Genomic DNA, 25,743 nt, shown 5'->3' with positions numbered 1-25,743 from the left:
AAGCGTACCCCATCGGATGCGCTTTGAACTTCTTCTTGTATTCGATTCTACCGATTCGCCGGACAAAAACCACCCCTGCGCAGGGTTTGCTCTGGATACAAAACCACCCTGCTGGGAGGGTTTTAATCCATTTCCACATAAACCGGGCGGTTTATGCAGACGGGGTCTCCGCGTCAGCGTTGCCGGTGGCCCAGCGATGGTAGCCAATAACAAACGGGTCCAGGTCGCCATCGTCAAGAACAGCCTCGACATTGCTGGTCTCCACGCCCGAGCGCAAATCCTTGACCATCTGGTACGGGTAGAGCACGTAGCTGCGAATCTGGTTGCCAAAACCGATCGTGGTCTTGGGTCCGCGAATCTCATCGAGCGCCTCGGCACGCTTCTCGAGCTCAATCTCGTACAGGCGAGCCTTGAGGATCTGCATGCACGCGGCCTTGTTCTGGATCTGGCTGCGCTCGTTTTGGCAGGTGACCACAATGCCGCTGGGGAAATGCGTCACGCGCACGGCGGAGTCGGTGGTGTTGACGCCCTGGCCGCCCGGGCCGCTCGCGTGGTACACGTCCACGCGGATGTCATCGGGACTGATCTCGATGTCGATATCATCGGGTAGCACGGGGATGACCTCGACGCCGGCAAACGTGGTCTGGCGGCGCTTCTTGTCGTCGGTGGGGCTGATGCGAACCAAGCGGTGGACGCCGGCCTCGGCGCGCAGCATGCCAAATGCGTCCTTGCCCTCGACAGTAAAGGTCGCGCGGTCGATGCCGATGACCTCGGCTGCGGGACAGTCGTTGATGGTGACCTTCCAGCCGCGACGCTGGCAGTACTTCATGTACATCTTAAAGAGCATGAAGGTCCAGTCCTGGGCCTCCAGACCACCCTGTCCGGGCTTGATGGTCACAATGGCATCGCCGTGATCGAACTCACCGGTAAACCAGCTCGAAAGCTCAAGCTCATCGATGGCACGGGCCAGGCGCTCAGCCGTGGCTGTAGCCTCCTCGCGAAGGGCGACGGCGTCGGGGTCATCCCCCATCTCCTCGGCAAGCTCCAGCGCGGCGCGGGCATCGGAAAGCTCGCCGCGCGCGGTGTCCACGGCAGCGATATCTTCCTTGGTACGCGCGATCTCCTCCATGGTGGCACGGGCGGCGTCGGCGTCATCCCAAAAGCCAGGGGCAACACTTTTGGCCTCGAGCTCGGTCACACGGGTACGCTTCTCGTCCAGGTGGAGATACGACTCGACCTCGCCGAGCCGGTCCGCGAACGCGTCCAGCTCGGCGGGCGTTATCTCTAAAGCCTCAGCCATTAACGATTCCTGCCGTGGCAGTACTTAAACTTCTTGCCGCTACCGCAGGGGCACGGGTCGTTGCGGCCCACGTTGACGTACGGATCGTCGCTCTCGGACTTGCGATAAGTGGTCACCTTGCCACCGTTGTTGACGGCAGCCGGACCACCCTGGACAGCCGTGCGGGCCTGCACCTGCGCCTGCTTGCGCAGCACCGAGTCGCCGTTATCACCATCGACCTCGGCAGGACCGGAGAAGCGCGCGCCCTCGAGCGCGGGCTCCTCCTTGTGCTCCACGGCACGCGGGGCAGCCTTGATCTCGATGCGCAGAACCGTGCGCAGGTAATCCTCATACATGGTATCGACGAGTATCTGGAACGCGCCGTAGGCCTCGGTCTTGTACTCAACCAGCGGGTCGCGCTGGCCAAAGCCGCGCAGGCCGATGCCGGTCTTAAGGTAGTCCATCTCCTGCAGGTAGTTCATCCAGCGGGTATCGATGACGCGCAGCATGACCTGGGTGTTGAGCTCGCGCATCAGGTCCTCGCCCAAGCGCTCGGCCTTCATGTTGTAGCACTTCTCTACGTAAGCCAGGACATCGGCAGCCAGGGCCTCATAATCCTCGTCGGGGAACTTCGGCGTATCGATGTGGCCGGTGAGCTCCACGACCCACTTGCGCAGGCCCTCGAGATCGCGCTCGCCATCGTGGCTGTCCTTGGTGCAGAACTCCTGCACGCAGCGGTACACAGTGTCGTGCATGACCTCGGTGATGTGGTCGGTCAGGTCCTTGCCATCCAGAATCTTGTTACGCTCGGCGTAGATGACCTGGCGCTGCTTGTTCATGACGTCATCGTACTCGAGGACGCTCTTACGCATGGAGAAGTTGATGCTCTCGACCTTGTGCTGGGCGCTCTCGACGGCCTTGGAAATGATCTTGTGCTGGATGGGCATGTCGTCGCCCATGTCGGCCGTGACCATCATCTTGGAGACGCGGTCCATCTTGTCGCCGCCGAACAGGCGCATGAGGTCGTCCTCGAGCGACAGGTAGAACTGAGTCTCGCCCGGATCGCCCTGACGGCCGGAACGGCCGCGCAGCTGGTTGTCGATACGACGGGATTCATGGCGCTCGGTGCCGATGACGGTCAGGCCGCCGGCGGCAAGCACGCGCTCGCGCTCGGCCTTGCAGGTCTCCTTGGCCTCGGCGTTAAACTGCTCGAGCTGCTCGGGCGTCACGTCCTCCATGGTCAGGCCCTCGTACTCAAGGCGCTCGCGCACCAGCTCGTCGGGGTTGCCGCCCAGCAGGATGTCGGTACCACGACCGGCCATGTTAGTAGCGATGGTCACGGCGCCGTAGCGTCCGGCCTGGGCAACGATATGAGCCTCGCGCTCGTGGTGCTTAGCGTTGAGGACCTCGTGCGCGATGCCGCGCTTGGTAAGGGCGGCGGACAGCTTCTCGGAGCTCTCGATGGAGACGGTGCCCACCAGGACCGGTTGGCCCTTGGCGTGACGACGCTCAACGTCGTCGGCAACGGCGTTGTATTTAGCCTGAATGGTGCGGTACACCAGGTCCTCGTGGTCCACGCGCTGCACGGGCTTGTTGGAGGGGATGACCTCGACGGGCAGCTTGTAGATCTCGCGGAACTCAGCATCCTCGGTAAGTGCCGTGCCGGTCATGCCGGAGAGCTTGTCATACAGACGGAAGTAGTTCTGCAGGGTGATGGTGGCCAGGGTCTGGTTCTCCTCGCGTACGAGCACGCCCTCTTTGGCCTCAATGGCCTGGTGCAGGCCCTCGGAGTAACGGCGGCCTTCCATAATGCGGCCGGTGAACTCGTCGACGATCTTGACCTCGCCGTTGGTGACCACGTACTGCTTATCACGGTGGAACATGTACTGGGCCTTCAGCGCCTGCTGCAGGTGGTTGACCAGCTGGCCGGAGAGATCGGCATAGATGTCATCGATACCCAGGCGGCGCTCGATCTTCTTAAGACCGCGCTCGGTGGCGGCGATGGTGTGCTTGGCCTCGTCCATGACGTAGTCGCCCGTGGGTTCAACGTCCTCGGTGGCGGTGAGCATGTCGTGCGACACGTCCTCACCGCGCTCCAGGCCGCGCACGGCGCGCGCGAAGTCCTTGTAGGTGCTGGCGGACTTAGTGCCGGCGCCCGAGATAATGAGCGGCGTCCTGGCCTCATCGATCAGGATGGAGTCGACCTCGTCGACGATGGCGTAGTTGTGACCGCGCTGCACGCGCTGCTCGGGACGGGTGACCATGTTGTCGCGCAGGTAGTCGAAACCGAACTCGGAGTTGGTGCCGTAAGTGACGTCTGCCTGGTAGGCCGGGCGCTTGAGCTCGAGCGGCATGTTGTTCTGGAGCAGACCGACGGTCATACCCAGGTACTTATAGATGCGGCCCATCCACTCGGAGTCACGCTTGGCAAGGTAATCATTGACAGTAACGACGTGCACGCCCTTGCCAGCAATAGCGTTGAGATAGCCGGCCAACGTGGAGACGAGGGTCTTACCTTCGCCAGTCTTCATCTCGGCGATGTGGCCCTCGTGCAGTGCCATGGCGCCAATGAGCTGCACGTCAAAGTGGCGCATACCCATGGTGCGCTTGGAAGCCTCACGCACGGTGGCAAAGGCCTCGGGGAGCATGTCGTCGAGCGACTCGCCGTTGGCGTAACGCTCGCGGAACTTATCGGTCTGGCCGCGGAGCTCCTCCTCGGTCATCTTCTCAAACTGGGGCTCAAGACCGTTGATCTGGTCGACGATCTTGTAGTAGCGCTTAAGGTCCTTATCGGATCCAAAGGACAGCAGCTTTGACATGAATCCCATGTGGTTTTCCTTTTTGGCCATCGCCCACGCCGTGCAGCTGCGGGCGAGTTAAACACAGATGATTGTACTTTAGCCAAACAAGGCGCGGCCTATACGGTCGACCTCGACCGCCACGTAATAACTACGACCCGACCGACCTGCCAAAAAGGGACTGGTTTATTTTGGCAGGTTTTATCTGAGCAAACGCCGTCTCTCTGCCATTTGGTGCCACGGGGACAGGTTAGCTTGCACCAATAAAAGAAAAGGGCCGCGCACCCAAATGGATGCACGGCCCTCATGCCATGAATGCGAGTGATTCCGCGGCGAGCTATTTACTCAGCAGCCTCGGTGGTCTCGGCCTCGGCAGCGGCCTCCTCGACGGGAGCCTCTGCGGGAGCCTCGGCGGCCTGCTTGGCAGCCTCCTCGGCAAACTTAGCAGCACGCTTGGCCTTCTCGGCAGCCTTAGCCTCAGCGGCGGCCTTGCGAGCGGCCTCGGCCTCAGCAGCCTTGGCAGCCTTGGCAGCCTTGGCCTCCTCGGCCTTCTTAAGCTGGGCGGCAGCGGCGCCACCGAACTTGTCGGCGAAGCGCTGGACGCGTCCACCGGTGTCGACGAACTTCTGCTGGCCGGTGTAGAACGGGTGGCACTCGTTGCAAAGCTCAACCTTCATCTCTGACACGGTAGCGTGCGTCTTGAAGGTGTTGCCGCAGGAGCACGTCACCGTGCACTCGACATACTGGGGATGGATACCCTGCTTCATGGTAGGACTCCTTATTGGTCAGGCGCTGGTTACCGATCAGCGCATAAGGCGTCTTGGTTTCCGACCAAGACAACAAACTCGGCTATGGTACCACGGCGCCGCGTGTCCCACAAAAGGTTCACGGTCTTTTCGGAACGACACGAATCTGACCCATCGAAACACATCTCCACCGTTCCTTCAACTGGGAAAATGCCGTCCCCGGGGCCTGAGAAGGGCCCCGGGGACGTTCGACTGACTGCGGGAACGGCCTTTCCGCTCAATGTGTTCGGCTGAGATCGGAAATCAACCAAACTGAACTAGGTTCAGTTGACATGGTTAAAAACGAGGGGCGACGCTTTTGCGTCACCCCTCGTCCCGGCCGGTTGCTTTAGTTGTACACACGGTAGTTACACTTGAACTGGGTTATGTGTCCATAGTTGGAGCGGTACCAACCCGACGTATAGCTGATTGCCTCTGCGCCTAGATAGTCGTAGCCCTTGTTGTAGCGAAGCTGACGGTAGGTCGTGTCGTACTCTGCTACGTAAAACGTGTCTCCAGAGAAGGCTTTGTACCGGTCCTTAACCGTCGAAGCCATGTACGCGGGTTCGACATCGCCTTTCTCCCCGTTGAGCGCATAGACGGGTGCCGCGATTCCGCATAAAGCCGTTGCCACGAGGATGGCGTAGACAGCCATGCGCGACGCATTGGACTTCAGCTGTTCAAATAGTTTCATGTCATTCACCTCCTTCGTATGTATCGAGGTATTCCTGCTTGAGCGTCTGCGAGGACGACTTGATCTTTTCCACGAGCGTGCCGGCCTCGATGAAGTAGAACGAGTTGGTGAGGTCTGCCAGGTCGTCGAGCAGATGGCTTGAAATGAGCACGCTGCGTCCCCGCGCCACCTCGCTGCGCATCGCGTCGCAGGAGGTTTTCCGTTTTCCCGGATCGAGGCCGTTCAGCGGTTCATCGAGGATGAGGTACGGGCAATCGGTCGCTATCGCCATGGCAAGCTTTACCTGCTGCTTCATTCCTGTCGAGAGTTTACGGGTCGGCTTGTCGAGATATGGGGAGATTCCGAGGGAGTCGCAGAGCGAGTCGATGTCGGCGGCCGATTTCCACGCCTCCCTAACGAAAGAGAGGTGCTCGATGGCCGATAGCGTGGGATAGAGATCCGCGCCGCCCGAAGAGCTCAGGTAGACGAGTTCTGCGAATTCGGCTGATCGACGTTGGCAGATTCCGTCTGCCGCCAGGCTTCCCGAGCGGATGCGGGTGGGAAATTGGCCCGACAGCGCTTCAAGAAGGGTGGTTTTCCCCGAGCCGTTGGGGGCAACGAGGCCAGCCGCCGTTCCCGGGCTCAGGAAAAGCGACCCGATTGAAAGTATCGTCGTGCTTCCGTATCCCACGCTCGCGTCCAGAAGCTCGAGCCCATGGTGCTTTTTCGCGGGTCCAGGCTGTTTGGGGGAACGTGCCGCAACGGCGCCGACCGCAAAAAAGACCGCGACGTATGCCAGGGCCACGGCAAGCATCGATGCGCTGCCTGAACCGGAGCCAATGAATTCTGTCGGGAAGCATCCCACGTAACCCGTTGCCTCGATAGGCGAGAACACGGCCAGCGGCAGGAGCCCGAGCACGGCGTTATGCTCCAGCGCCGAATCGGACAGTAACGGGAATGCCGGGGCCGCGACAAGCAGCGCGGAGGCAAGGGGGCCCGCGAGGACGCGCCTCGTTGCGGTCGATAGGACGGCGGAGCAAACGGATATCAAGGTTCCGCCCGCAAGCAGCGCGAGAAGCAGGTCCGTGAAGACGTCTCCCGCGGTCGTGGTGGCAAGCGCGCCGTCATGGAAGAAGGCGCTCGGGTACCCAATTTGCCCGAATCCGTTTAGGGCCAAGGCGTAAATGCCCCCGGGTGCGAGGCCGGCGAGGAGCATCGCGGTCCCCGCGCCGATTATCGAAAACACGGTCTGGATAAGGCGCCGGAATTTGGGCGCGGGCGCCTTCGCCGCCAGGGTCCCGGGCCTTGTGGCGCCGAGCACGAGTATCGACGAGAGAAGGAAGGGGATGAAGGGAAGGAAAGACGGCGCCGTGGCAATGGCGTAAGGCAGGAAGGAAAGGAATGGCAGGTCGCTTGCGGAGGCCGGGATATCCGTGATGCCGGAGCTGCTCAGGGCACGGCAATACGCGAGGTCTGCGTCATTGGTCTCTCGGTCTCCCACGATGGACCCGGATTGGAAGCCTTCGCCCATGAGCGCGTAGTAGCTCTCGGCAGAATCGAGAAAGGCGGCGTCGGTTTGGGCGGCGAGGGCGGCGTTCGCGTATCTTGCAAGCTCCGCGTCATCTTGCTGCTCTGGCGATAGGTCTGTGCCGCCGGCCTGGGGCGCGCGCGTATTGAATGCGTCGACAAAGCTCTGCATGCCCTGCTTCATAAAGAAGGGCCCGTAGATGGGTGAATTGAACGCAATGGGGACGGAAAAGGCTGCAGCGAGAACGAGCGTACAAATCCATACGGCCCTGTCTCTTAGGATTAGTTTGAGAAGAAGTCGACAGTACATTTAGAAGCACCTACGTTCCTCAAAGAATTGTTAGATTAAAAGTAACAGACCGGATGAAGATACGTGCGACGGGGGCGAGGCGAATGGCTGAGCGGTGTCGATATGCGGGTTCAACGGTATCACATTGGCCACATAGATTTTTAACTTGCATTTCTACCCGCCCTTTTCGTAGAGTCGCCGATACGTGCTTAGCGCACCCTCGGCGCGTCCGGCAGGCTTTGCGAAATGGGATCCAGGAGACTTCGGCGCAGCATCATCTTGCGGAATGCTTCTAATGAGCCTCCCATCCTTCAAAAACAGAATCTCATCGCACAGCCTATCGACCGAATCCAAGATGTGGGATGACATGATGATGCACGTACCAGAATCGGCCAGCTTCCTGAGAATCTCGGAATGCAAGTCCACCCTGCTGGGGTCGAGCGCGTTCATGGGCTCATCTAATAGAAGGTACCGCGCGCCCGTCGCATACGCAATCGCCAGGGTAAGCTGCTGCTTCATGCCCTGGCTCAGAGTGCGGATCCTCATCTTCGCGAACTCGCCTATCTGCGTTTGTTCCACTATCTCTTCGATATCGCGAGCATGCGGCCACATATCGCAAACCATCTTGAGGTGATCTTCCGCACGCAATCCGGGATACAGCAGCGTCCCCTCACCAGGTGCATAGAAGATCATAGAACGGACCTCTCTCGCACCCGTACCCTGCACCTCATCCAGAACGATGCTCCCGTCCACGCGAGGACCCGGCAAACCTGCCATCGCACGCAGCAACGTCGTCTTTCCATGCCCGTTCGGAGCGACGAGACCGTAGACCGTACCCGGGGCAAACTCAGCGTTCACCGAATCTACGAGCACCTTCTTTCCATAAGAGATCGTCAGCGTTTGAAGGTCAATCATCGAGATCATCCCCTTTCGATCTTTGGAACACTCAGGCGCACCATCAACGGAGATACGGCGCCCAAGACCACCAGCAGAGCGCCCGATGCGCCGACGACCTCTCCAAAAGGCATCGCGTTCGTCCCTCGCCCAAGGAACCCAATCGTCCCCACCTGGGAAGCGGGATCAAACGAGGCGAATGGAGCCAGCAGCGCGACGCCCATGCCCACGCTTTCAACATGAGCGCTCAACGAACCCAACACCAAGAGAACCGCGCAAACCATTCCGGTGACAACGGGGTTGCGGCTAATCGCTGCTGTCAACGCAGCGACGACGGAAATCACGCCGTATGCCATGACCAGCAACGGAATACTGCACAACACCGCCTCCCCCACCATGGACGTTGTCGAAGCTCCCGCCCGAATGAGAGCGACGGGATACTCCGAACCACCCGCACCGTTCTTAATCAAGGACACAACCGCAGCGGGAACCATCGACACCAAAAGCAGCGCCAAGCCAAGCAGGAGAGACAGCGCAACAGCCGTCAGAAAACGCACATGCGCTGTTGCGGGGACTTGGAAAACCAGAAGGGAACGGCACCGCAGGTGGGTGCACGCAAGCGATGTGACAACCACGGGCAACAGCCAAAACAAGGAAGGAAGCGCTGCCTGGAGATAGGAAAGGAGGATTAATGGGGGCATCTTCGTACTTAACTCGTAAACCTTGGGGTCCGGCAAGCTCGCGATCGACTCGAGCAGAAGGGCGCGCGCCTCCACACGAGAAGGAGTCTCCGGCTCGATTCCGATCGATTGCAGGAGGGTCGCATCTGCCGCGCCCAGCTCGCCTCGAGCGCGCTCGTACGTCGCAAGGCTTCGAAACCCCTCCGCAGGCGTGGGCGCGTACACGAAACCCGAAAGAGCATCTCGCATGCCTTCCAGGGCCGCTTTGCCCTCGACGTCCATATTCGCAGCGTCCTGCTCTAGATACCGATCTATTGAACGGAGCTCCCCATCCCTATACCGAACAGCGGAAACGTCACCAGCGTCAGGAAACACCTCGACCAGAGCCGGGGCCAGCATCGCCGTCGACATTGCAATCGCGCATACGGCGAGGGCAGGAGAATGCAGGAGCAGCTTCCCCATCGTTCTTACGTATGCAACGGCGGAGGCACAAGCGCTCGAACGGGCTGTCGTTCTCGATGCGGTGAAGGAACCTCTCTCAAGACAAATCGGGGACATCGGGCGCGCGCAGCCGCTCTTTCCAGCAACGCAAAGCAGGCTAATTGCCAGCACCTCGATCCCGATTGCGCATACGAGGGTAATCGCGCCACGCTCGAAGCAAAGTCCAGGCAGATTCACTATCTGCGTTGTCGGGTACGGGCTATAGGCGCCGACGGTCAACTCAGTGTTCGCATACGTAAGGGGATTCAACAGGGCGAACTCACGTAAAGCGATGGATCTTCCGTAATACCCGGGAACCATCGTCGCCCCCATCAGGGCACATACGAACACGATTCCAAGCGTAGGGTTATTGGCAATCTTCACGGCAAGGTGAACGACGAGCGAGATGAACGCCGCCACCAAGAATTGCAAGATGGCCGTCTGCGCGAACACCAGCCAAGCCGGTTTGATAACCGGAGTCGCATATTGAATGTAGCCTATCGGATAGAACGGCGAGCCCGGGCCATTCTTCACAAGCGCGGCGATTATCCCTGGAAGATTGATGGCGAGGACGGCAAGCATTGCAAAAACACTCGCCCATACGCTCGATGCAACAAGTCTACCCAGCTCGCCCATCGGTGCCTGGATGATGAGCTTTTCACGTTTGTTAAGACGCGCGGCAAGGAACGAGACGGCAACGGCCGTTGCGACCCATAGCAAGTACTCCTTCGATCCGTCATAATAGGTGTACTCTCCATCCGATATCTGCAGAAACGGAAGTAGGGGAGAGAGCGGTGCCAAGATAAGACGTCCCGCGGCAAGAGGGTACAGAAGCGCGGGCATGCTTGATGAAGAGGTGTAGACACCGTCCTCCCCCGCATTCACAAGCGCATCCGCATAGGATGCTGACAATTCCTGCTCAACACGGGTTATTCCCGACTCGAGGTATTCGACCCGTCCGTCGATGCCAGCCGCGCTCCTGAAGACGGGCAGAGCACAAAGAACCATCAACGCAACAACGACAACACAGAGCGACCTGGAGGAGAGAAGCGACCTAAAGATCGCCTTCGAGATTTTGAGCATACGTATCACCAGCTCATTTCAACACGATTCAGCCCGATGCGCGGGGTTTCAGTTGCAGCATGCTGTGATTACTTGCCGGCAAAGTCAATTTAACATAAACTGTTAAAAAGTAACCTGAGTTTTTTAAATTCTTCGGAGGTTATTATGAGTTCCGACAATCGCACTCCCCGGCTTCATTCCTTCCGCATCGCATGTGCGATAGCCTCTGCGACCCTTTGCGCCACCGCCATCGCACAAGTGGCGTTCTCCTTAAAGCCAGCAATCGAAGTGCTCAACAACCCTGTAATTGCAGACTCCCCCGCGTATCCAGCCCTTGCGATCTCGACATTGGTCCCTGCCGTCATCGGTATCGCTACGACCATCCTCAGCGCCGTTCTCGTGTGGACGATCAAGAGCGGAGACCCCTTCAAGAAAGGGTCTGCGACATGCTTGAAGGTGCTCGGCATTCTCTTCGTTGTTCAAGCTGCCACCAGCCTCTACGCCGGCTCACTCAAAACCTCCGTTTCGATGTTTGGCGGCGGGGGGCCGTCGGCGCCCAAGAGATCGCTTCATCATTCGATTGGACCTCTCTGGTTCTCGGCATCGTCCTGTTCATGCTTTCCCAGCTCTTCTTGTACGCCCGAGAGCTGTACCTCGACTCCGACGAGATTGCGTAAGGAAACGCCATGCCCGTAATTGTTCGCCTCGACAAGATCATGGCCGAGCGAAAGATTTCCTCGAACGAACTTGCCGAAAGGATTGGAACCACGCCCGTGAACCTGTCCCGTATTAAAAAAGGGCATATTCGCGGCATTCGCTTCAACACACTCGAGCAGCTATGCCTCGCCCTTCGTTGCCAACCCGGAGACCTTCTCGAAGTCATGAGCGAAGAGGATGCCCGAAAGGAGTTTGGACTCGATTGGTCCGCCGAGGATTAGAGGGCGGTCGTACTCGCCCTGCACACGGGGATGCGAATCGGCGAGGTCTGCGGCCTTCGGTGGTGCGATGTGGATTTCGAGACGGGCCTGATCTCGATCAGACACTCGGTGGCGCACGCGAAGGGAATGGGTTCGTTCATCAAGGACACCAAGACCCATGACGCCAGGGGTATCCCCATCGACCCGGTCGGCCTACTCCCCTTCCTGAAGGAGACCCACGAGATCGACTGCGGAAAGCTGCGCTTGCGCGGCCTTACCGGGGCGGTCGAGATCGGGGACTGCTACATCCTGTCGGAGCCGGGCGCGACCTTCGCGACGACAAGCTATATCCGCAGGGCGTTCAAGACGTTCTCGGAGACCAACGGCCTCATGGGCACCAACGACGAGCTGATCACGTTCCACGGCCTTCGCCACACGTTCGCAACGCAGTGGATCCGCCAAGGCGGCGATATCAAGGCGCTCCAATCGATCCTCGGCCACAAGGACGCCATGGCGACGCTCAACGTCTACGCCGACATCGAGCCCATCTCCAAAATCCATAACATGCTGCGCGCCACGCCGTGCCTTTGGCGCGGGCACCTCGGGCCGAGGGTCGATCCGGGTCCCATGTTCCAACAGAGGATCCAGGAGTCCATCGAGACGCTCCAGGCGTTCGGCTATGGCATCACCGAGCCGGACGACCGAAATATCGCCATACGCGACGTGAAGACGAACAGTTGGCTCTAGCTCACCGAGTACGCGGCAGTGCTGGGCCCATCCCAACTGAGGTCACGGTGGTCCGATAGGGGCGCCGCCCGCGGCATGCGCCGCGGAGCGGTATCCCCTACCGAAGGGCGGGGATGCCCTCCGCTTCCAGTTCGGAATCAGCCGTCGGAGGCGTTCGGCTGACTGCGGGAACGGCCTGTCCGCTCAATGTGTTCGGCTGAGATCGGAAATCAACCCAACACGAGCCGGACACGCGCCAGACGGCTCTTCCCCGTACGGCCTTCCCCCTTACGCTCATGTTGCAGGCATGTAACGCCGCAGCGAGCGCGCCTTTTTTGCGCCAGACAGGTACAATGATGAACACTGTACCGTAGCGGAGCGCCCCGCGCGCGCCGCAATCACGCGAAAGGGTTTCCCATGGCCGAGATCTCGTCCTCCCGTATCGTCATCACCGTCCTTGGCAAGAACCGCCCCGGCATCGTCGCCGGCGTCACCCGTGTCCTAGGCGAGGCCAACGTCGACATCCGCGACATCACGCAGTCCATTATCGAGGACATCTTCACCATGACCATGCTGGCCGATACCGCCGAGTCCAAGCTCGACTTCGCCGAGCTGCAGAAGGCGCTGGCCGAGGCCGGCGAGCTTTCGGGCGTCAACGTGTCCATCCAGCGCGAGGACGTCTTCAACTTTATGTACCGCCTGTAGCGAGCAAGCCGCTGGGGATAGCCTGACGCGCGCATGCCCATGCAAGTCACCCCGATGCGGCCCGGAGAGGAGCGCGCATGGCCTACGACGCCAAGAAAATCTATTACCGCTTCGATGACCACTTGAGCCGCCTGGTTCTGGATTACGAAGCAAGCCGCCAGATTTCGCCTGAGAGCGAAAGCCTCTACCACGGCCTGCCGACCGACCCTTATGACGAGGGCCTGTTTGTTGAGCACAATGTCAAGCGCGGCCTGCGCAATGCCGACGGCTCGGGCGTGGTCGCGGGCCTCACTCGCATCTCGGATGTGCACGGCTACAACAAGGTCGACGGAAAGGTCGTGCCCGATCAGGGCAAGCTCACGCTTCGCGGCTACAGCATCGAGGATCTGGTCAACAATGCCCAGGCCGAGAATCGCTACGGCTACGAGGAAGTCGCCTATCTGCTTATCACGGGTTCGCTGCCCAACAAGGAAGAGCTCGACGGCTTTTGCGAGCGCCTGGGCGCCTTTAGACATCTGAGCGACGAGTACGTCAAGGAATTCCCGATGACCACGGTGTCGGCGAGCATCATGAACGTGCTCCAGCGCGCCGTGCTGCTGCTCTACGCCTTCGATGCCGAACCAGACGTGATCACGCCCGAGCACGAAATCGACGTCGCCATTTCCATGCTCGCACGTCTCCCGCGCATCGCCGCCTTCGCACACTTGGCCTCGGTCGCCAAGCTTCGCGGCTCCGAGGTTCACGTGCCGCACCCCACGCCCGGCCTCTCCACCGCCGAGACCATCCTACAGGTCCTGCGCGGCGGCATGGCGTTCACCCGCGATGAGGCGATGCTGCTCGACGTGATGCTCATGCTGCATGCCGAGCACGGCGGCGGCAACAACTCCACCTTCGCTTGCCGCGTGCTGTCGTCTTCGGCCACCGACCCGTATTCCGCCTACGCCGCGGCTATCGGCTCGCTCAAGGGCCCGCGCCACGGCGGCGCCAATGCCAAGGTCGTGTCTATGCACGAGGACATCCGCGCGCATGTCTCCAACTGGGAGGACGAGGACGAGGTCGCGGCCTACCTGGGCAAGATCCTCGACAAGCAGGCCTTCGACGGCACGGGCCTCATCTACGGCATGGGCCACGCCGTCTACACGCTGAGCGACCCGCGCGCCGAGGTCTGCCGCCGTTACGCGCGCTCACTGGCAGCCAAGAAGGACTTGGGCGAAGAGTTCGCACTCATCGAGCGTATCGAGCGCCTGGCACCCCAGGTCATGCGCGACCACGGCATGACCAAGCCCATCTGCGCCAACATCGACCTGTACACGGGCTTTATCTACAAGATGCTCGGCGTGCCCGAGACGCTCTTTACGCCGCTATTCGCCGTCGCCCGCATGGCCGGCTGGTCGGCGCACCGCATGGAAGAGCTCTTCTGTGCGCACCGCATCATCCGCCCCGCCTACCGCCCGGTGATCGAGCCGCTGGAGTACAAGCCACTCGCCGACCGCTAGGACGCGGACCGTTATAGAACTCGAGCGTGGCCAGGGCATCGCCGCCTTCGGCCACGCTTTTTATGCCAGTAGAAAGGGCTGCATCAAATGATTGTGTTTTCCGATATGGACGGAACGCTGCTGACGAGTGATAAGCAGATGAGCGACGCCACCTGGGCAATGCTCGACGAACTCGCTCGACGTGGGATTGAGTTTGTGCCCTGCACGGGGCGCCCGCTGTCAGGCATCTTTGAGCCCATCCTCGCCCACCCCGCCGTACACTACGCGGTCTGCGCCAACGGCGCCAGCGTCTGGCAGCTCGACGAGGATACGCCCACCGACGCCTCGCGCGCCACGTGCATCTTGAGCCGTCCGCTCGACCGTGGTATTGCCCACCGCATCCATCGCATTGCCGCCGGCCACGATGTGACCTTCGATATCTTCGCGGATGGGCAGTGCTTCCTCCCCCGCTCGTTATACGGGCGTCTGGATGAGTTCTGTGGCGGCGACCCCCACATCGCGGCTTCGCTCAAGCGCACACGAACACCGATCGACATGGATATCGACAGCAAGATCGACGAGGTCGAGACGCTCGAACGCATCGCCATGTACTGGCACGACCCGGCCGATCGCGACGCCATCGCAGCAGAGCTCGACACGCTCGGAGGCATTGAGGTCACGCGTTCGTACGCCATGAATATCGAGGTCATGGGCGAGGGCGCTACCAAGGGAACGGCCCTCACTTGGCTATGCGAGCACCTGGGCGAGCGTCTCGCCGACGCCTGGGCCTTTGGCGACAACATCAACGACATCCCCATGCTGCAGGCGGCGGGCCACGGCATGGCCATGATCAACGCCGAGCCCGAGGACCGCGAGGCCGCTGACGCCATCACCGAGTTCGACAACGACCATGATGGCGTCGCCCACGCCATCATGGCTGCCCTCGCCTAGCAGCAGCAACCCGGCAGGGTAGCTAATTTGGGACGGGGCCATTTTAGCTACCCACGGAAAACCGCAAGGACTGTCCCCGGCTGCCGGCAGAGACGATATGAGCAGGACATAAAAACATTGAGAGCCCCTGCTGCATGAAAGACCGCGGATTAGGCCGACAATGGTGAGTGTCTAATTCAGCCGCGGCGGCCACGCCGCATTCATGGAAGGGGCTCCCATGCTCGATACTACCACCTTCGTCGGCCTCGACGTCCACGCCCGTTCGATAAAGGCCGTCTCCCTCGACGTCATGACCGGGGAGGTGCGCTGCGCGACCTTCGGCTACGACGCCGGCGCCGTCGCGGGGTGGGTCCGCTCCGTGGACCCTAAGGCCAGGTGCGTGTACGAGTCCGGGGTCACGGGATTCGACCTGCAGAAGAGGCTCTCCGGCCTTGGGGTCGACTGCGTGGTCGGCGCCGTCTCGAAGATGATCAAGCCCAGCGCGGACAGGCGCAGGAAGAACGACCGCAACGACGCCGAGTTCCTCGCCCGCATGCTGTCGGTCGGCAACGTGGTCGAGGTGTGGGTCCCCGACGACGAGTGCGAGGCCGCCCGCGACCTGACTAGGGCGCTCGAGGACGCGAGGGACGACCTCTCGCGCTCGAAGCAGCGGCTCTCCAAGTTCCTGCTCAGGCACGGGCTCGTCTTCGACGAGAGGACGCCCACCGGCCGCAGGAAGGGCAACTGGACCCGGGCGCACTGGTCCTTGGATCGAGTCGATAAGGTTCGCGGAGGGGGCCGACAACGAGGCGCTCGCCTACTACGTCGACGCGGTCAGGCGGGCGGCGGAGGACAAGGCGCGGCTCGAGGGGCTCGTCGAGGCCGAGACCCGCAAGCCCAGGTGGAGGAAGAGGGTCGACTCCCTGCGCTGCCTCAAGGGCGTCGACACCGCGACGGCCGCCGACCTCGTGTTCGAGGCCGGCGAGTTCTCGAGGTTCAGGAATGCCCGGTCGTTCGCCGCATGGGTCGGCTTGACGCCCTCCGAGCACTCCAGCGGGGAGAGCGACCGCAGGGGCGCGATCACCAAGGCGGGCAACAAGCACCTGAGGAAGGCGCTGGTCGAGGCCGCGTGGCACTACCTGACGTGCTCGGGGCGGCCGAAGGACCTCGCCAAGGGCCAGGCCCCGGACCGGGTCGCCCGCAGGCATGCCGCCAAGGGCGTGCGGAGGCTGGCCGAGAGGCGGGAGGCGCTGCTCGCGCGCGGGGTCCACGGCAACAAGGCGAACGTGGCCACGGCGCGCGAGCTCGCCTGCTGGGTGTGGGCGGTCGGCCTCATGGCCGAGGAGGCGTAGGGGGGCGGTCCCCCGCACATAAGCCAGTCACCCCGGAAGCGGTTCGATCCGAAGCCGTTGAGGCGAACCTCAGGTCCCTTTTCTGCGAGCGCCCAGGGCGCCACACGCGTGCACAGACTGTCGGTTCGACGAAGAAGCCTCAGCCGTAGCAACGGATTGCCCAGCGAGAGATCGCCACGGGCGGATATTAAACTGCAAAGACGAGCGTCGGGAAGACACGCCGAGGTCGCCGCGGACGGGTTGATATAGGGAGAGGGCCTGACCCCATATCGTTGGGGCCAGGCCCGATTTTGCCTCTTGACAATGTCCTGCTCATATTAAAAGGAACGTCCCCAACTGCCGGATTAGGCGAGGCTCTCCAGCACGCGACGGAGCTCCTGTTGGACGGCGTGGTCGCGGTTACGACCCACCACGCGATCGGCAACGGCCTTGAGCGCGGGGCGCGCGTTTTCCATCGCGCAGCCCGTGCCGACAAAGCGAATGATCTCATAGTCGTTCATCGAGTCGCCAAACGCCATGACCTCGTCGCGCCCAATGCCGTAATGCTCCGCAAGCTGCGCGATGCCCGAGGCCTTCGACACGCCGGGCTGCATGGCGTCGATCCACGCGTTGCCCGAAGGCGCAAAGGTAAAGAGCTGACCGAGCTCGCGCTGTAGCACGTAGGCGCTGTCCATAACGGCACCGTCGTCGCAAAAGATGCTCGCCTTGATGATATTTACGCTGGGATCGGGCAGCTCCCAAATACGCTCGGCATTGGGAAGGTCCTTATCGACCTCACGCACGAACTTGCACTCGTCATCGAGCAGGAAGGACTTGGTTCGGTCAAAGAGCGCAAGATGCAGATTGGGGAACGTCCTGACGGCTTGGGCGAGCCTTCGAATCGCCAGGTGGGAATACACCTCACGGTCTACCATCTTACCGTCGGCGTAGACCTGGGCGCCGTTAGCGGCGACAAAGTCCATCTTGTCGCGAACGGGCGCAAAGAACTCGCACAGGCGATCGTAGCGACGACCTGACGATGCGGCGAAATGCACGCCATGCTCGTGTAGCGCCAGAATCAGTTCGTAGGTCTCGGGAGGCACCTGGCCGTTTTCGTCAAGCAGTGTGCCGTCCATATCGGATGCAATCAGTTTAAACATAGAAAAGCTCCCTTCGGGCTTGATGGAATCGGACGTATATCCAAAATCACCGTACCCAAAGGGAGCTCAAATAAGACTCCGCGGGCGTAAACGTTACAAGGACCTGGCAAATAGCTCACACATGCCAGAGGTCCTACGGTCGCGGCGCCAGGCGACACGTCACCCCAACGACCAGTCGTTTAAGAACGTCCCCGATGACTAGTCCGCGTAGGTGAAGGTCGTGACGTCGAACATGCCCTCGGGGCGGATGCGGAGCGTCGGGATGACCGGCAGGGGCAGGAAGATGATGCCCATGATGGGATCGAGCGGCGGCTCAATACCCATGGCACGTGCCTTGACCATAAAGTCGTCGTGCTGCGCGGCAACGTCCTCGGCCGTGCCTTCGCTCATCAGGCCACCGAGCGCCAGCGGAATGCGCGCCACGACCTCGCCGTTGCGCACTAGCACGTGACCACCCTGGCCCACGGCCTCAACAGCGGCCATCATATCGGCGGCGTTGTCGCCCACCACGCACACGTTGTGCGAGTCGTGGCCGATCGTGGAGGCAATGGCGCCGCCCGTGATAGTGAAACCGCGCACCCAGCCTCGACCGATGTGCTTGCCGACCAGGCTCAGGCCAGCGGGGCCATCGCCATCGACGCCCTCGGCCTGCAGCGACACGCCGCGGCCATGGCGCTCAATCAGCATAATGCGACGCAAGTCCTCGTCAGTCTCGGGACGGACCATACCCGTGATGGCCTTACCCGGCACCACGTCAATCACAGCCTCGCCCGGCTTAAAGGCATAGTCGAACACGTCGAGCGATAGCTTCGGCAGCTTAACGGAAGCGCGCAGCTCGTCGGCAAGGGCCGCGACCTCGGCCATCTCGGGTGCGATCTCGCCCACAAAGGTGCCGTCCTGCGCCACCAGAGCACCGGCGGCATATACGCGATGCGGAGCCGTGGCAAACGTCAGGTCATTGAGCACCAGCAGGTCGGCACGCTTGCCCGGGGCGATGGCGCCACGCAGTTCGTGCGGGTCGCGGCAACCGTGGTCCAGGCCAAACGCCTCGGCCGTGGAGAGGGACGCCATGGAGATAGCGACCACGGGGTCGATACCGGCCTCAATCGCCACGCGACAGGCGTTGTCGATCATACCGGTCGAAAGCGCATCGGAGGGAGCGCGGTCGTCGGTCGCAAAGCAGCAGCGGCGGGCACGGGAAGGATTCTCCAACAGCATCGGAGACAGGTTGGCCAGGTCGTGGCTGCACGTGCCCTCACGCAGCATCACATACATGCCGCGGGACAGCTTGTCGAGCGCCTCCTCGGGAATCGTCGACTCGTGGTCGGCGATAATGCCCGCTGCGGCATAGGCGTTGAGGTCCTTACCGGCAACGAGCGGCGCATGGCCGTCGACCTGCTTGGACGGCGTCTGGTTGGCAGCATCGATGCGAGCACAGGTCTCGGAGTCAGCCATAAAGACGCCCGGCAGGTTCATCATTTCGCCCAGGCCAAAGACATCGCCCGGATGCTCGGCAAAAAACTCCTGCATATCGGCGGCGGTAATCACGGCACCGGCCTGCTCGTCGGGCAGCGCGGGCACGCACGAAGGCATCATGTACTTGATGGAGATGGGCGCGCGGCGGCCATCCTCGATCATAAAGCGCAAGCCGTCGAGACCGGCAACATTGGCAATCTCGTGGCTGTCGGCAATGGCGGTGGTAGTACCGCGCGTCGCGGCCATGCGAGCATACTCGGCGGGACGGATGTTCGAAGACTCGATATGCAGATGCCCGTCAATAAAACCGGGAGCGAGATAGCGACCCTGGCAGTCGATGACCTCAGTTGCCTCGTAGGTGCCAGCAGCATCGTCGCGACCATCGTAGAGCACGCCGACGATCACACCGTCCTTGACGGCAACGCTGCCGGGCGCCACACGCTGGCCATACACGTCGACGATCTGCGCATTGGTAAACAGCGTGTCGACGGGCACGCGCCCCTCGGCAGCATCGATCACAGACCTCATGACCTCAACGGACATACATACTCCTTTAACCGTAGAAAAAAGCTGCGGAGCGGACAAACCTTCACCGCAGCAAGCCAATAGCCATTGTATGCCCAAAAGAAGGCCCCGCTAACACCCCTTCCGCTTAACGGCACTTCCAACTTGACGCAAAGTAACCTGACCCCATTGCACTAAAAAGAAATGGCCCTAAGTGCCACCCAGGGCAACGCCGTAGGTGGAGGACGGACAGCGAGCGGGCTCCAGAGCGAACAAATTGACATGAAAAGAGGACGGCATAGACCTTCTGGTCATGCCGTCCTCTTTGAATGACAAGTTGTCGCTCTGGGGCCCGCGCAGCGTCGAGCTGTTACGCGGTTTGGTAAAACCGCGTAACTAAACAAGCTTGAAGCCCTTGCGCTTGCCCACGGAGAGGGTGTCGCCCAGCTTGAGGGCGCTGGGATCGATGTTATAGCTCTTGGGAGCCACGGCCTTGCCGTTGATTTTGACGCCGCCGCCGTCGATATCGCGACGAGCCTGGCCGGCGCTCGCCGAAAGACCCAGGTCCTTGAGCAAGCCGGCGAGGTAGATCTGGCCCTCGTCGTTGACGGTCAGCTCGACATGCTTCTCGGGGAAGTCGGCGAGCTGGCCCTCCTTGAATACGCGGTCGAACTCGGCCTGAGCCTCGTCGCCGGCGCCGGCGCCGTGGTAGGTGTCGCACAGGTCGCGGCCCAGAGCGCGCTTGAGCTCGTAGGGGTCGGCAGAACCATCGGCCAGGGCGGCGTCGATCTTGTCGACCTCGGCCGGGGTGAGCGAGCTGGCCAGACGATAGTACTTGCCGATCATCTCGTCGGGGATGGACATGGTCTTGCCGAACATATCCTTGGGCGCGTCGGTCAGGCCGATGTAGTTGCCATAGGACTTGGACATCTTGCGCACGCCGTCAGTGCCCTCGAGCAGCGGCATGGTGAGCGCGATCTGCGGCTCCATGCCCATCTTCTCCATGAGCTCGCGGCCGGCGAGCAGGTTGAAGAGCTGGTCGGTGCCGCCCATCTCCACATCGGCCTTGATCTGCACGGAGTCGAAGGCCTGCATCACGGGGTACAGGAACTCGTGCAGGGCGATCGGCGTCTGGGACTGGTAGCGCTTGGTAAAGTCGTCGCGCTCGAGGATGCGGGCGACGGTGAACTTGGAGCACACCTGCAGCAGGCCGGCCAGATCCATCGACAGGATCCAGTCGCCGTTGTGCACGATGGTGGTCTTCTCGGGATCCAGGATCTTCATGGCCTGGCTCACGTAGGTCTCGGCGTTAGCCTCGATCTGCTCCTGCGAAAGCTGCGGGCGGGTGGAGTTCTTGCCCGACGGGTCGCCGATCAGCGCGGTGCCGTTGCCGATGATGAGGGTGACGTTGTGACCCAGGTCCTGAAACTGGCGCATCTTGCGCAGGGGCACGGCATGGCCCAGGTGCAGGTCGGGGCTGGTGGGATCGACGCCGAGCTTGATGTTGAGGGGCTCGCCCTTCTCAAGCTTCTTGCGAAGGTCGGCCTCGGGGACGATCTTGGCAGCGCCCGAGGTGATGATACGCATTTGCTCGTCAACAGACAGCATTGGGTATCCTCCTTTTGCTATAGCACCCTCGCCGGATACGGCGGTGCTGGAAGTCCATAAACTCTCATATGATAACAAACTGACGCGACGCGGCACCTACGATAGGAAAATCCTCGTCCTGCCGCATGCGTCAATGGCAACTGGCAGACGTGTACCGTCACGCTCGACCAGATAGCGTACCTGCCGACGACGCAAGCAGTCGCGGCAACGGACCTGTCCCGTCGCATCGGTGGCGCAGACGCCCTCGGCGGTCAGCAGGCAGTGCTCGCACACCATAAGCTCGGGACGGTCGGCGTCGATGGGGCCAAGGACGCCGGGTTCAGCAGCCAGCTCGGCAATACGCCCTCTATCATTGTTGAGCAACTCGGCCGGCAAGTACACCCGCCCTGCACCGAGCCCGCGCAGCCAAGCAAACGTTGCCCGATTCGCGCAGAACACCGGCGCCGCCACGTCAAACGTCACGCCCAGCTCGCGAGCCATCGCCACCTGCCCCAGGTTGCGGCAGACGACGCGCCCGGCACGCTGCATCAGTGAGCGGGTCCTGTCAGCGTCACCCGTGCGGCACACCTCGTCAAGCACCACAATGGCGTCGGACAAATCGAGTTCTCCGTGCGGGTCGGCATCCATCAGCTGCCAAGCAAAAACCATGCGAGTGGAAACCGCGCACTCCACCAACTCCGTCGACGCACCGCCATCCACCGCAACGTCCTCAAAGGGCAGCACCTCAACGGCACGCGCAACGGGCGCAATCGCATCCGCCTCGGCCCGCATGCGCTCCAACACCGCCGCCGTCTGATCCAACACGCCGGCGCTGCGAATCAGGTACACCTCGCAGCCCGCGTCCACCTTACGCTTGCAATGCACGACGACGCGCTCCCCCGCTGCGGCATCCACCGGGCAGGGCACCTGCGGCCAGCGCTTGGGCACATCGGGACGCGCATCGGCACCCGGATAGAACCGAATCTCGAGCGTGTCACCCGCCGCCACGGCGGCGTCGAGCTCAACGGTCACCTCTTCGTGACCCACCGCCACCAAGTGGCCCACGCGCACGCCCTGGTTGATCGCGCGCTCAAAGCTCATGAGCTCGGCACCCGAACGACCCAGCAGATACGCATCGGTAAACCCACGGTTAAACGACCTTCCCAGCTCGCGCTCAAGCTCTTCCACGGCACCGGGGTCCCACGCGCCGTCGCACAGCATATCGAGTGCCCGGCGCCACACCCGCACCACGTTGAATACGTAATCGGGGTTCTTCATGCGCCCCTCGATCTTGAGCGACGCCACGCCGGCATCTACAAGCTCGGGCAGATGCGCAATACCCAGATAGTCGCGCGAACACAGCAGGCGATCTCCCTCGACGTCGACAACGCTCTGTCCCGCCTCGTCCACCAGGTCGTACGCCAGACGGCACGGCTGTGTGCAATCACCGCGCATCGCAGAGCGGCCACGTCGAAGGGCCGAGAACCCGCACGCACCCGAGTATCCAATGCAAATAGCGCCGTGGCAGAATACCTCGATGGGCACGCCCGTGACACATAGCGCCGCAATCTCGTCGACCGTCAGCTCGCGTGCCGTCGTCACGCGCTCGACCCCCAACTCGTCGGCCGCCAGCCTCACAGCGCCTTCGCTATGAACGCCCGCCTGCGTAGATAGGTGAATCTCGACCCCGGGAATCGCCGCGCTCAGCGCGCAGGCCAACCCGGCATCGGCGACAATCAGAGCATCGGCGCCCAGCTCCAGTGCATGGGCTCCCAACGCCACCGCGTCAGACAACTCATCGTCAAACACGAACACGTTGAGCGTCACGTACACACGCACGCCATGGACATGCGCCACAGCACAACCGCGCGCAAACTCGTCGTCGGTAAAACCGTGCGCACTCACACGGGCGTTAAAGCCGCCCAACCCCGCATAGATGGCATCGGCACCCGCGGGGATGGCCGCAAGCATCTGGTCGAGCCCGCCCGCCGGCGCCAGCAGCTCGGGCAGCGCCGTGCCGGCAGCATCCAATCCAGTCTCGTATTGTCCGCTCGGCCCCATCGTCCGAATCGCCATCGACAAACTCCTTACCAAGGTATGCATTCACTCTGAAAAATGCCGTCTTCCAGCATACACGAGGCCTCGCGCGTCCCGTTTGGTTTATCGTGTAATAACTTATGTCCATCCTGCCCCGACGGCACATCCACCGTCCGGCACGACATACCTGGAGGTCAATATATGGGTCCTCGCCAACGACAGGGACGCAGCCGCTCAAAGACGCATGCTCTGCCCATAATCCTGCTCTCGTTTTTGGGCTTTTTGCTTATCGCGGGCGTCGCGTTTGGCATCGGCATGGTCGGCAACGTCAACCGCTGGCTGTCCGATCTGCCCGACTACACCGACGCCAACGCGTATCTGGTGAGCGAGCCCACCGAGATCGTCGACTGCAACGGCAACAAGATCGCGAGCTTCTACACGCAAAACCGCAAGTCCATCACCAAGGACGAGGTCTCCCCCTACGTGCTGCAGGGCACCGTTGACGTCGAGGACGAGCGCTTCTACGAGCACGGCGGTATCGACCTGTGGGGTATCGCGCGTGCTGCGGTGGCAACCCTCGGCGGCGGGCACGAAGGCGCCTCGACTATCACCCAGCAGCTGGTGCGCAACACCATCCTGCAGGAGGAACAATTCGACTCGACCATCGAGCGTAAGGTGCGCGAGGCCTATATCGCCATCAAGATGGAGGATATGTACTCCAAGGACGAGATCCTCATGATGTACCTCAACACCATCTACTACGGCCATGGAGCATATGGCATCGAGGCCGCAGCCGAGACCTATCTGTCCAAGACCGCCGCCGACCTCACCCTGAGCGAGGCCGCGCTGCTCATCGGCCTTCCCAACTCGCCCTCGCAGTACGACCCCACGGTCAATCCCGACCTGGCGCTGTCCCGCCGCAACAAGGTTCTGGACAACATGCTGCGTCTGGGCCACATCACGCAGGAAGAGCACGATGCCGCACAGGCTGAGCCCATCACGCTTAACGTGACCGAGATTTCGGGCAGTGGCGTCGATGTGTACTCTCAACCCTACTTTGTCTCCTACGTTAAGCAGCTGCTTGAGCAGGAGTTCTCCACCGACGTGCTCTTTAAGGGCGGTCTGACCGTCAAGACCACCATCGACCCCACCATGCAGCAGGTGGCCGAGGAGGCCGTGCGCGCGCAGCTCGACACGCTTTCGCTCGACGGCCTGGACATGGGCATGGTCGTCGTTGACCCCAAGACCGGCTACATCAAGTGCATGGTGGGCGGCTACGACTACAACGCCGACGAGAATCATGTGAACCACGCTACGGCAAAGCGCCCCGTGGGCTCCACGTTTAAGGCCTTTACGCTGGCAACTGCCATCCAAAACGGCATGAACCCCAACGTCACCCTCAACTGCAACTCGCCTCTTACAGCCAAGGGCACCACGACCAAGGTGCAAAACTATGCCAACCAGAGCTATGGCAACATCACGCTTAAGCAGGCAACGGCATACTCATCCAACACCGGCTACATTCAGGTGGCAGAAGCCATCGGCAACAACAAGATCATGTCGCTCGTCAAAAAGCTCGGCATCGATCCCGCCAAGGACAATATCGAGGACGTTCCCGTCATGACGCTCGGCACCGGGTCCATCTCGCCGCTCGAGATGGCATCGGCCTACGCCACTTTTGCCAACGGCGGCTATTATCGCCAGCCGATCGCCATCACCGAGATCGACTCGCGTACCGGCTCGGTTCTGTACCAGCACACCGACAATCCCACGCAGGTGCTCACCGAAGGCGAGGCTGCCGCGGTTACCGACGTTCTATCCGGTGTCATGCAGGGCAGCGGCACGGGTGCCGCCGGCGCGCTGAGCGTCAACCAGCCCTATGCCGGCAAGACGGGTACCACCGACAACACCACCAACCTGTGGTTCTGCGGCTACACGCCGCAACTGGCATGCGCCCTGTGGACCGGTTATTCCGCAGGCGAGATTCCCATCCAAAAGTACGGCACGGACCTGCTGGGCGACAGCACCAACCTGCCCGTCTTTAAGAAGTTCATGAACACTGTTTTGGCCGGAACCGAGCGTGAGGAGTTCGCGACCGGAACGGCCCCCACGTACAAGAACAATAACGTCTGGAAGTTCTACGGCACAAACAATAAAAAGGAAAACGAAGAGGACAAAGACAAGGAAAAAGAAGAGGAAAAGGAAGAGACCACAACCACCACAACGACAACGACAACCACGACCACTGAAACCCCGGGCGGCAACACCACCGGTGATAGCGGTGCGACAGGTGGCGACGGTGGCACGGGCGGCGACGGTAGCACGCCGACGCCCACACCCGATCCTACGCCTACCCCCGATCCTACGCCCACGCCCGACCCCTCTACGGGCCAGTAAGCGCAAAGAACGACTGACACCAAGGCGCCCG

At 61.5% G+C, this 25,743-nt stretch carries 18 protein-coding genes and 1 pseudogene; 8 read left to right on the top strand and 11 right to left on the bottom strand.

Translation table 11 applies throughout. The annotated features are described in order from the left end of the window. Positions 1–151: 151 nt before the first annotated feature. The 7 genes from prfB to OIL77_07610 all read right to left on the bottom strand — a co-directional run bounded on the left by prfB (position 152) and on the right by OIL77_07610 (position 10,488). On the bottom strand, positions 152–1,300 hold the full coding sequence (gene prfB, locus OIL77_07640) for a peptide chain release factor 2 (protein HJI45271.1): 1,149 nt from the start codon (positions 1,298–1,300) through the stop codon (positions 152–154). Beyond that, positions 1,300–4,107, bottom strand: coding sequence for a preprotein translocase subunit SecA (gene secA / locus OIL77_07635; GenBank protein ID HJI45270.1), 2,808 nt, complete (start codon positions 4,105–4,107; stop codon positions 1,300–1,302). Before secA ends, prfB begins: the two co-directional genes overlap by 1 nt. A 311-nt stretch (positions 4,108–4,418) precedes the next feature. Then, the gene (gene rpmE / locus OIL77_07630; protein ID HJI45269.1) at positions 4,419–4,844 is read right to left on the bottom strand and encodes a 50S ribosomal protein L31; all 426 of its coding nucleotides are present in this window, start codon (positions 4,842–4,844) and stop codon (positions 4,419–4,421) included. A gap of 367 nt (positions 4,845–5,211) precedes the next feature. Then, positions 5,212–5,556, bottom strand: coding sequence for a hypothetical protein (locus OIL77_07625; protein ID HJI45268.1), 345 nt, complete (start codon positions 5,554–5,556; stop codon positions 5,212–5,214). Position 5,557: 1 nt separating this feature from the next. Next, positions 5,558–7,246: an ABC transporter ATP-binding protein gene (locus OIL77_07620; protein HJI45267.1), complete on the bottom strand. Its 1,689-nt coding sequence runs from the start codon at positions 7,244–7,246 to the stop codon at positions 5,558–5,560. Between the two features lie 279 nt (positions 7,247–7,525). Continuing rightward, positions 7,526–8,266, bottom strand: coding sequence for an ABC transporter ATP-binding protein (locus tag OIL77_07615; protein HJI45266.1), 741 nt, complete (start codon positions 8,264–8,266; stop codon positions 7,526–7,528). A 5-nt stretch (positions 8,267–8,271) separates the two neighbouring features. Then, positions 8,272–10,488 (bottom strand): hypothetical protein, encoded by a 2,217-nt coding sequence (locus OIL77_07610; protein ID HJI45265.1) that lies wholly within the window; start codon positions 10,486–10,488, stop codon positions 8,272–8,274. A gap of 665 nt (positions 10,489–11,153) precedes the next feature. Between OIL77_07610 and OIL77_07605 the strand changes: the two genes are divergently transcribed. The 7 genes and pseudogenes from OIL77_07605 (at position 11,154) to OIL77_07575 (ending at position 16,572) form a co-directional block, all read left to right on the top strand. Further along, positions 11,154–11,405, top strand: coding sequence for a helix-turn-helix transcriptional regulator (locus OIL77_07605; protein HJI45264.1), 252 nt, complete (start codon positions 11,154–11,156; stop codon positions 11,403–11,405). An 18-nt stretch (positions 11,406–11,423) separates the two neighbouring features. Further along, positions 11,424–12,131, top strand: a complete 708-nt coding sequence (locus OIL77_07600) for a site-specific integrase (GenBank protein ID HJI45263.1) — start codon at positions 11,424–11,426, stop codon at positions 12,129–12,131. A gap of 396 nt (positions 12,132–12,527) precedes the next feature. Further along, a complete protein-coding gene (locus OIL77_07595) occupies positions 12,528–12,815 on the top strand; it encodes an ACT domain-containing protein (GenBank protein HJI45262.1) in 288 nt (95 codons plus the stop codon). A gap of 77 nt (positions 12,816–12,892) precedes the next feature. Then, on the top strand, positions 12,893–14,311 hold the full coding sequence (locus OIL77_07590) for a citrate synthase (protein HJI45261.1): 1,419 nt from the start codon (positions 12,893–12,895) through the stop codon (positions 14,309–14,311). An 87-nt stretch (positions 14,312–14,398) separates the two neighbouring features. Beyond that, positions 14,399–15,241 (top strand): Cof-type HAD-IIB family hydrolase, encoded by an 843-nt coding sequence (locus OIL77_07585; GenBank protein ID HJI45260.1) that lies wholly within the window; start codon positions 14,399–14,401, stop codon positions 15,239–15,241. A gap of 289 nt (positions 15,242–15,530) precedes the next feature. Then, positions 15,531–15,851, top strand: a pseudogene (locus OIL77_07580) (IS110 family transposase). 337 nt (positions 15,852–16,188) lie between these two features. Further along, entirely contained in the window at positions 16,189–16,572 is a 384-nt protein-coding gene (locus OIL77_07575) for a transposase (GenBank protein HJI45259.1), read from the top strand. A gap of 344 nt (positions 16,573–16,916) precedes the next feature. Here OIL77_07575 and OIL77_07570 read toward each other — a convergent pair whose 3' ends face one another. The 4 genes from OIL77_07570 to OIL77_07555 form a co-directional block, all read right to left on the bottom strand. Continuing rightward, complete coding sequence (locus OIL77_07570; protein HJI45258.1) at positions 16,917–17,711, bottom strand: Cof-type HAD-IIB family hydrolase; 795 nt, start codon at positions 17,709–17,711, stop codon at positions 16,917–16,919. Between the two features lie 198 nt (positions 17,712–17,909). Beyond that, positions 17,910–19,730 (bottom strand): amidohydrolase family protein, encoded by a 1,821-nt coding sequence (locus OIL77_07565; protein HJI45257.1) that lies wholly within the window; start codon positions 19,728–19,730, stop codon positions 17,910–17,912. A 357-nt stretch (positions 19,731–20,087) separates the two neighbouring features. Continuing rightward, complete coding sequence (gene tyrS / locus OIL77_07560; protein HJI45256.1) at positions 20,088–21,299, bottom strand: tyrosine--tRNA ligase; 1,212 nt, start codon at positions 21,297–21,299, stop codon at positions 20,088–20,090. 96 nt (positions 21,300–21,395) lie between these two features. After that, on the bottom strand, positions 21,396–23,354 hold the full coding sequence (locus OIL77_07555) for a U32 family peptidase (protein ID HJI45255.1): 1,959 nt from the start codon (positions 23,352–23,354) through the stop codon (positions 21,396–21,398). A 162-nt stretch (positions 23,355–23,516) separates the two neighbouring features. On the opposite strand from OIL77_07555, the gene OIL77_07550 reads away from it, so the two are divergent. Next, entirely contained in the window at positions 23,517–25,712 is a 2,196-nt protein-coding gene (locus OIL77_07550; protein ID HJI45254.1) for a PBP1A family penicillin-binding protein, read from the top strand. Positions 25,713–25,743: the final 31 nt, after the last annotated feature.

This window comes from Coriobacteriaceae bacterium, assembly GCA_025993015.1.
Classification (GTDB): domain Bacteria; phylum Actinomycetota; class Coriobacteriia; order Coriobacteriales; family Coriobacteriaceae; genus Collinsella.
The sequence above is the reverse complement of the archived record's forward strand: the minus strand, read 5'-3'. Positions and strand labels throughout refer to the sequence as shown.